Raw genomic sequence first — 8,843 nt, 5'->3', positions numbered from 1 at the left:
TCAAGGCTAGCGGGTGCAGGAGGCTGTCGGCCACGACCACGGCGGTGGGCACTTGCAGCAAAGCCTGGAGCTGGCGCTGGGCCACCCGGAAATCGGTGCGGGCGGCCAGCAGCTGGGTGCGGACTTCGCCCTGCTGCACCAGGGCCGTGGCGGGTTCGAGGCGGGCGGCCTCGCCGGTTTTGAAGCGCAGATTAGCCGAGCGCAGAAACTCGGTGTACACGCTGTCCTGGCCGCGTAGCACCCGCAGGCGGTGGCGGGCGTGCACGGCTTGCTCGTAGTTCAGGCGCACCTGCCGGCGCAGCTCGGCCTGCACTTGCGCCAGTTGGGCCTGCTGACCGGCAATGCGGGCATCGGCCAGCCCGGCCGCGCTGCGGTACACGCCGGGCAGGGCCAGCGACTGGGTGAGAGTGAACTGGTTGTCGCGGTTCTGGGAGTTGTACTGGCCGTAGCTGCCGGTCACGGTGGTGCGGCCGTAGTCGTAGGCCGTGCGGCGGATGGCCTGCTGGGCTTCGATGGCCCGTTGGCCGGCCAGCACCGTGCCGTTGGTTTGCAGGGCCTGAGTGACGGCTTGTGGAGCAGTGAGCGTGGCCTGAGCATGGCCGAATAGGGGCAACAGCAAAAGAACCAGCAGCGACGCCACAGGCAAACTTTTGGCTGGGGTCGGGTGCGAGTCAGGGGTGGACTCCGAAGCCTTTTTTCGTTCCGAGAGGGCGTACAGTACCGGCAGCACCAGCAGGGTGAGCAGCGTAGCCGATACCAGCCCGCCGATGACCACGGTGGCCAGCGGGCGCTGTACTTCGGCCCCGGCGGAGGTGGACAGCGCCATGGGCAGGAAGCCGAGCGAGGCCACGGTGGCGGTCATCAGCACGGGCCGCAGGCGCACTTCGGTCCCGCGCAGGATGCGTTCTGTCAGGTCGGTGATGCCGTCGGCTTTGAGCTGGTTGAAGTAGCCGATGAGCACGATGCCGTTGAGCACGGCCACGCCAAACAGGGCGATGAAGCCCACGCCGGCCGAGATGCTGAATGGCATGTCGCGCAGCCACAAGGCCGCGATGCCGCCGATGGCCGAGAGCGGAATGGCCGTGAAAATCATGACCGACTGCTTCAGCGAGCCGAACGTGAAGTACAACAGCACGAAAATGAGCAACAAGGCCACCGGCACGGCGATGCTCAGGCGGTCGGTGGCCGCGCGCAGGTTCTCGAACTGGCCGCCGTAGGTGATGTAGTAGCCGGGGGCGAGCTTGAGCTGCCGGTCGAGCTTGGTTTGCAGCTCCTTCACCACCGTTTCCACGTCGCGCCCCCGCAGGTTGAAGCCCACGGTGATGCGGCGCTTGGCGTCGTCGCGCTGAATCTGGTTGGGGCCTTCGCGCAGCTCCACGCTGGCGACTTGCTCCAGGGGCACCTGGCGGCCGTTGGGGGCGGCGATGAAGAGGCGGCGGACGCTGTTGATGTCCTTGCGCAGGTCGGCGCGCAGGCGCAGCACGAGGTCGAAGCGGCGCTCCTGCTCGAACACCTGGCCGGCGGTTTCGCCGGCAAAGGCCGTTTGCACGGTGCGGTTCACGTCGGCCACGTTGAGGCCGAACTGGGCCAGGCGGTTGCGGTCGAGCTGCACCACGATTTGGGGCAGGCCCGTCACCTGCTCCACGTACACGTCCTCGGCCCCCTTTACCTGCCGGGCCAGGCGGCCGGCCTGCTGGGCGTAGTCGGCCAGCTGCTGGAGGTCTTCGCCGTAGATTTTCAGCACCACGTCCTGCTTGGCCCCGGAAATCAACTCGTTGAAGCGCATCTGAATGGGCTGTTGGAAGCTGAAGCTCACGCCGGGAATGACGCCCACGGCGGCGGCCATCTTGCGGGCCAGGTCCTCGCGGTTGTCGGCCGACGTCCAGTCTTTCTGGTCTTTGAGGATAATCATCAGGTCGCCGGCCTCCACGGGCATGGGGTCGGTGGGAATCTCGGCCGAGCCGATTTTGGCCACCACCTCCTTCACTTCGGGAAACTGCTGTTTGAGGATGGCCCCGGCCTGCTGGGCTTTCTCGATGGTGTAGCTCAGCGAGGAGCCCGTGAGCACGCGCATTTCCGTGGCGAAGTCGCCTTCGCTAAGCTGGGGAATGAACTCGCCGCCGAGGGTGCGGAACAGGAAAAAGCCGCCCACCAGCAAGCCCGCCGCCGTGAGCAGCACCGCCGCCTGGTGGCGCAGCGCGCCTTTGAGCAGCGGGTGGTAGAGGCGGGTATAAAAAGCCATCATCCGGTCGGAGAAGGTCTTTTTATTCTCCGTGGACCGGCTCAGCGCCAGCGCCGACATCATGGGCACGTAGGTCAGGCTCAGGATGAACGCGCCGAGGATGGCGAAGGCCACGGTTTCGGCCATGGGCCGGAACATCTTGCCCTCGATACCGGCCAGGGCCAGCAGCGGCAGGTACACGATGAGGATAATGATTTCACCGAATGCGGCCGACGAGCGGATTTTGGAGGCCGCGTGGTAGGTTTCGTCGTCCATCTGCTCGGTGTCGAGGCGGTTGCCGGGCACTTGCAGCTGCCCGCCGTGCAGGCGGTGGCTGATGGCCTCGACGATGATGACCGCGCCGTCGACAATCAGCCCGAAGTCAATAGCCCCGAGGCTCATCAGGTTGCCCGACACGCCGAACAGGCGCATCATGCTCACGGCGAAGAGCATGGCCAGCGGGATGACGGAGGCTACCACCAGCCCGGCCCGCCAGTTGCCGAGGAAGAGCACCAGCACGAAAATCACAATGAGCGCGCCTTCGAGCAGGTTCTTGGTGACGGTGTGGATGGCGCGGCCCACCAGGGCGGAGCGGTCGAGGAAGGGCTCAATGGTGACGCCCGCCGGCAGGGTTTTGCGGATGGTGGCCATGCGCGTCTTCACGTCCTTGATGACTTCCGAGGCGTTGGCCCCTTTGAGCATAAGCACCAGCCCGCCGGTGACTTCGCCCTGGTTGTTGAGCGTCATGGCCCCGTAGCGCACGGCCGCGCCGTAGCGCACTTCGGCCACGTCGCGCACCAGCACGGGCAGGCCGGCGCTGGTGCTGCGCACGACGATGTTGCCGATGTCGGCCGGCGAAGTAGCCAGGCCTTCGGTGCGGATAAAGGCGGCCGTGGGGTTCTGGTCGAGGTAGGCGCCGCCGGCGTTCTGGTTGTTGGCGGCCACGGCCTGGTACACCTCGGCCACCGTCACGCCTAGGGAGCGCAGGCGCTCGGGGTCGAGGGCCACTTCGTACTGCTTGAGCAGCCCGCCGAAGCTGCTCACGTCGGCCACGCCGGGCGTGCCGAGCAGCTGGCGGCGCACAATCCAGTCCTGAATGGTGCGCAGCTCGGTGGCGTCGTACTTTTTTTCGTAGCCCGGCTTGGCCCGCACCAGGTACTGGTAAATCTCGCCCAAGCCGGTGCTGACCGGAGCCAGCGTGGGCTGGCCGGTGCCGGCGGGAATCTGGTTTTCGGCTTCCTTGAGGCGCTCCGACACCTGCTGGCGCGCCCAATAGATGTCGATTTTGTCCTCGAACACGATGGTGACCACCGAGAGGCCGAAGCGCGAAAAAGACCGGACTTCCTCGCGGCCGGGGATGGTGGCCATGGCCTGCTCGACGGGAAAGGACACCAGGCGCTCAATCTCCTGGGCGGCCAGCGAGGGGGCCACGGTATACACCACCACCTGGTTACTGGTGATGTCGGGCAGCGCGTCAATCGGGAGCCGGCTCAGTGAGTAGCCGCCCCAGGCCACCAGGGCCAGGGTGAGCACCCCGATGATGAGCTTGTTGTGAATGGAAAAATGAATCAGCCGGTCGAACATCCGCTGGTTGGGGGTTAGGTCTAACACTTCGGAAAAACCTGCGGCGCGGCGGCTCTGGCCCGGTGGGCGGGAGCGGCGGCGACATGACCCGGCACGGTGCTATGCGCACGAATGGGGCGGCCGGCACGCACAAAGCGGCCGGCTGCCCGGCGGGGTCAGCAGGAAAAAAGGGGAAGGGTTAGGCCCTCGGGGGCTGCCACACGGCCGCGGTGGACCGGGTGGGAGCCGCTACCAGCAGCGGAGCATGGCGCTGGCCAGTGGCCCACTGGGCAGGCTGCGAAAAGGCCAACTGCACCGCTTTGATGGGAGCAAGTACCGCCCCGGCGCAGCAATGGCACTGGCAGAGCGGGGAGCACCAGTCGCCCAAGCCGTTCTGGCCGCAGTCGGAATGCGGGGTGGCGCTGATGCTGGTTTGCGCTTGTGCCACGCACATCTGCACGTCGTCGGCACAGGGCATGCAGGCGAGGCAAGAGAGGTACACAGAAAAGAGCAGGGCAAACAGACGCATCGGGGGCAAAGATAGGAAGGTTCTGCTTGGGCGCGGTGTGGAGCAAACGGTAACGGGTGGGGTTGAGTTCGGGAGGTGGGTGTTTGGGGTGGGTTACGCTTAGGCTGGACTATGAGCATTAAGAGTGGCCGACGGCTGCCTTTTTTGCCCGGGCAGCTTTGGGGGTGGTGCCAAGTACGGGGGCGCTGAGCTGCTGGTAGAGGCCGAAGAGGAATTCGAGGCGGGCCAGCTCTGAGGCGAAGGGCTGGGGGCGGTAGCGGCGGTCGACAGCGCGGTCGAGGGTCTGGTGGGCGCGGGCCAGGGCCGGGGGCATTGTGGTGGGGTCGTAGAGAGCGGCGAGGGATTCGCCGGGGAACTGGGCGCGGGCGGTCAGCACGGCCTTGGCGGCGGCGGTAACGGTCTGGCGCTGGGCCTCGGTGGGCGCGGGCGGGAAGGGGTAGTTGTTGTAGACGATATCCTTGGAGTAGCAGAAACGACTCTCAAGCCGGCCGCATACTTGACGCATCCAGGCCATGTGCATTTCGGAAGTCAGCAGGCCAAATAGGTAGGGCCTTTCTGGACCTATCGCACGCTGCCCATTTAGTTGACTAAGAAGCGGTCTTTTGCTAATTCAGCAAGTAGGTTTCAACAGTTTTCAGCCCCGCCTTTGTGACCGGGCCTTGCGAAGCCCTGCCGGACGCTTGCAGGAATGACCATCTTTTCCCACTGCGCAGCCGCTTAGCGCTGGGACCTCATTTGTTCCTGCAGGGCCAGGAAGCGGGCATACCAGCGGGTAGGCTGACCCTGGTAATGGGTTTTGCGTCCCGGCTCGTTGAAGGCCTCGCGCACCGCGACAAACCGGTGCTCTAGGAGCTGTTCTCAATTAAGGGAAAGGGTGATAACGCGCAAGCAGATAAAGGCATCAAACGAGCGGTCCAGCTTATCGTAACGCGTGAGGTGGTCTAGAAATGGTGGACAGAAGAAGGACGTATATTTCTTCTGTTATGGCAAGCAAATCCAGCGGGACGTCGCCCGACAAACGGCGTAAATACGACGAAGCGTTTAAAACCGAAGCCCTGCGCCTGGCGTCGGAACGCCGCAGCACGCAGGCGGCGGCTCGGCAGTTGGGCATCAGCCCGAAGCTACTCTACCGCTGGCAGCAGGCGCAGGTAGTGGCCGAAGTGGGCAGCGTTGAGGTGGCCCGTGCCCCAGAGGTCCGTGCCTTGCGCGCCCGCCTGAAACGGGCCGAGCAGGAGCTCGATATGTTAAAAAAAGCCGTGGTCATCTTCGGCCAGCCGACCCGGTGAGCACCTACCAGCACATCGCCCAGCGCCAGGCCCAGGTGCCCGTGCGTCAGCTCTGTCAGGTGCTGCGCGTGGCCCCGGCCGCCTACTACGCCTGGCAACGCCGCCAGCAGGTAACGGCCGCTGAACCGGCCTGGCAAGTGGCCGTGCGCGAAGCATTTGCCGACCACAGCCAGCGCTATGGGACCCGCCGGCTGCGCGCGGAAGTGCAAGCCGACGGCCATCGGGTGGGCCGCTGGCGCATCCGCCGCGTGCTGAAAGCGTACGGCCTGCGGGCGCAACAGCCCCGTTCGTTTGTGCCGCGTACCACCGACTCGGACCCGGCCGTGTGCCCGGCGCCCAACCGCTTGCTTGGCCAGCCGGCCCCCACCGCCCCCAACCGGGTCTGGGTCGGCGACATCACGTATCTGCCCCGCCAGGGCGGCGGCTGGCTTTACCTGGCCGTCTGGCTCGACCGTTGCTCGCGCAAAGTCGTGGGCTGGGACGTACGCGAAACCATGCCCGAGGACCTGGTCAGCGAGGCCCTGCGCCGAGCGCTGGCCGTACGCCGGCCCCCGGCGGGTCTCATCGTGCATTCCGACCAGGGCAGTCAGTACCGGGCCACCCGGTTTAAGGACTTGCTGGCGCGCCACGGCGCCCAGCAAAGCATGAGCCGGCGCGGCAACTGCTACGACAACGCCCACGCCGAATCGTTTTGGAGTCGCTTCAAAGCCGAACTACTCGACGGAGGCCGCTTCCCCGGGCTGGAAGAAGCCCGGCTCGAAATCAGCCACCACGTCGCCTATTACAACGCCGAACGCCGCCACTCGGCTCTCGGCTACCACCCGCCCAACCACTTCGAAACCCAACTCAAAACCACGTCCCAATTGTGTCCGGCTTAGTTAGACCACCTCAATTTAGACCAACTAAACGACGAGTACGTGGCGCTGTTGGCTGCCCATCGCCGTCGCGTTTCGCCTCGCGCCCCGGTTCCACGGTATGACCCGGTCCTGTTTGCGGGTGCATTCCGTTTCGCTCAAATCTTGGAACGGGAACGGTCCTTGCGGCACGACCCGACGCAACCTTGCGCCGAGATGTGCGTCACATCGTCGTCGGCATTGTCCCCTGACCCCAAAGTGCTGGCGAAGTTCATCTGGTCGTCCTTCGCCAATTCCCCGCATCATGCCGAGATTCAAGCGGATGAAAGACTGGTGTGCGTGTCGGCGGCTGCGACGGGGCACAAGTTCGTCGTTCGATTGAACTACCACCCAACTGCGCCAAGTGAGTGAAGTGGCAGTAGACAGCACGTCATAGTGATTAGACTTGTTCCCGAATAAGCAATCGGGTGTTTTCCAGGCCGTATTTGGAGCCAGAAACGGCGGCTGCTCAAAGAATCAGCGGATACCGGCTTGGTCAATCAAAAAAGGTATCCCAGTTGTACAAAAGGGTGGAATTTTTCAGCTATTTCTTATTCGGGAACAAGTCTATTATAAGCATGGGCAAGCGTATAAGAATAAGCATGGCAGCGGTGCTCACGGACAAGTACTGGATTGCCGACCCATCGAACGGGGGCGCGGTATGGGTGGTCTTGTCGCCAGAATCAGAATTCCCACCTGTTCCATCCACCCAGCCAGTATTGAAACCTGCCCTGCCACCTACGCAGGACGACCCTCCTGGTGCGTGAAGCACACCTCCGAAAACCTGTTACGCTCCTGCCAATGATTCATTTGACCGACTCAAATCAATACCGGGGAAGTGCTAAGCGGCGAATTCGTCGCCACGGTCTGCGTTCGGTTGGGGTAGGAGTCGCCTTGGGATTGGTTCTTGGCGTGGTCGTCATAGCCTCGCCTCTGGGCAGGGGCATGGACAGGCAACTTACGGCGCACTTCTCCGTCATGAACCGACGCCGGGTCGAGCAGCGCACCACTTTATTCGACCGCGTGCAGTGCTACCTCCTGTACAATGGCATCGCGGTCGGGGGACGCGTAGTTTCTTGGGAAGGGGGGCAGGTTATCTGGTCGTATCTACACGGAGGGGGGCAAGACCTCTGGCTTTGCCCCGACTACATCATGAGGTCCAAGGTAATTCGGCGAAGCTTGGCGCAGTTGCGAGAAGGGCAAAGCCAGCGGTTCACATTTTCCCAGGGGGATGACTTTCGCTTGAGCATGGCGGTGAACCCCTTTCACCTCAAAAGGACAAATGGAAAGGTTCTGCTGTGGCAACGAATTCAATTCGAAAATGACCTCGCGACCTATACAACCCTGGACTACGGGGTCGGAAGCTTTCGGCTACCAGACGGACTTATTCATGTGCTTCACCCGCAGCCGTTTACGGTCTACGCGCAGTGGAACGACCCTTCCCAATGATGAAAAAAATGTTGGAATGGATTTTCACGACAAGTAAGACCTGTGTTAGCAGGCGTTTGCTCCTGGGCGTGAGCGGCTGGGCATTGCTATCCTCGGCAATGTCCGACCAAGCCCCGCGTGCTGCGCCTCGGTGCGACCTGGAAAGCCTAAATTATTATTACATCAAAATTCTCAATCAGGAGCGCCATAAAGTAAACGCGACGGCTCCAATCGCCCACTTCGATAGGGAACTTCTGGTGGGCACCATTAGACATAATGAGCGGGTACAGCGCCTAGACAGCCTATTTCACGACCCTGACAACCGAACCGCTGAATTAGCTGGCACTCTATTGGACGACGCCCCGACCGAGCCCGCAAAACTGGCGCGGTACGTCTTCGAACGACTAAAAGCCAGCCTCAGGCACTGCGAAATCCAAGGGAATGCGGATTATACGTTCATAAGTGTTTCCGCCTCAGAAAATTATTACATAGTAAGACTTTCCAGCATAGCCACCCCAGCAAACCCACGGGCGCACCCGCTAACACAATCAAACAGGTAGCGTTGTCAACTACCCATGTCTAGCCAACCAATATCACCGCCACATGACTCTGTTTCCAACCTGGACGTTGCCGGACCTCGTGGAAGGTGCCCAAGCCCCGTTGCTCAGCGCATTTTGCCCCGATTGCGGAGACCTAACTTATCATCAGGCGTCCAATGTGCGGATAAACCCTAGGTGTATAGTCCCAGAGTGTGATGGAGTACCTTTCGGGCGAGCCATCCAGCAAAAGTTATGGGACAACTACTTCACGGCAGCGCCCGCACAACTCAGGCAATACGACGCAGTATCCAGCGTAGTCAGGAAAGCCTCCAAACGCTAGCTACACGCCATAACATCGACCCGAAAACGGTGGCCAAGTGGCGT

General features: G+C 62.6%; 5 protein-coding genes and 1 pseudogene. 3 read left to right on the top strand and 3 right to left on the bottom strand.

From position 1 onward, the window contains the following. The 3 genes from J4G38_RS26405 to J4G38_RS26395 all read right to left on the bottom strand — a co-directional run. A partial coding sequence (locus J4G38_RS26405; RefSeq protein ID WP_226163917.1) for a CusA/CzcA family heavy metal efflux RND transporter occupies window positions 1-3,805 on the bottom strand: 3,805 nt, incomplete at its 3' end. Between the two features lie 178 nt (window positions 3,806-3,983). Further along, entirely contained in the window at window positions 3,984-4,313 is a 330-nt protein-coding gene (locus J4G38_RS26400) for a DUF6660 family protein (RefSeq protein WP_210521862.1), read from the bottom strand. A 118-nt stretch (window positions 4,314-4,431) separates the two neighbouring features. Further along, complete coding sequence (locus J4G38_RS26395; RefSeq protein ID WP_317198236.1) at window positions 4,432-4,878, bottom strand: type IIL restriction-modification enzyme MmeI; 447 nt, start codon at window positions 4,876-4,878, stop codon at window positions 4,432-4,434. Window positions 4,879-5,296: 418 nt separating this feature from the next. Between J4G38_RS26395 and J4G38_RS26390 the strand changes: the two genes are divergently transcribed. From J4G38_RS26390 to J4G38_RS26380, 3 genes and pseudogenes are all read left to right on the top strand, one after another. Beyond that, window positions 5,297-5,599, top strand: coding sequence for a transposase (locus J4G38_RS26390; protein ID WP_210521860.1), 303 nt, complete (start codon window positions 5,297-5,299; stop codon window positions 5,597-5,599). Further along, window positions 5,596-6,477, top strand: a complete 882-nt coding sequence (locus tag J4G38_RS26385) for an IS3 family transposase (RefSeq protein ID WP_210521879.1) — start codon at window positions 5,596-5,598, stop codon at window positions 6,475-6,477. The genes J4G38_RS26390 and J4G38_RS26385 overlap by 4 nt, the downstream gene beginning before the upstream one ends. A gap of 2,234 nt (window positions 6,478-8,711) precedes the next feature. Continuing rightward, window positions 8,712-8,843: pseudogene (locus J4G38_RS26380) on the top strand (IS481 family transposase); the annotation flags it as partial.

The organism is Hymenobacter terricola (genome assembly GCF_017921975.2).
GTDB lineage: Bacteria > Bacteroidota > Bacteroidia > Cytophagales > Hymenobacteraceae > Hymenobacter > Hymenobacter terricola.
The sequence above is the reverse complement of the archived record's forward strand: the minus strand, read 5'-3'. Positions and strand labels throughout refer to the sequence as shown.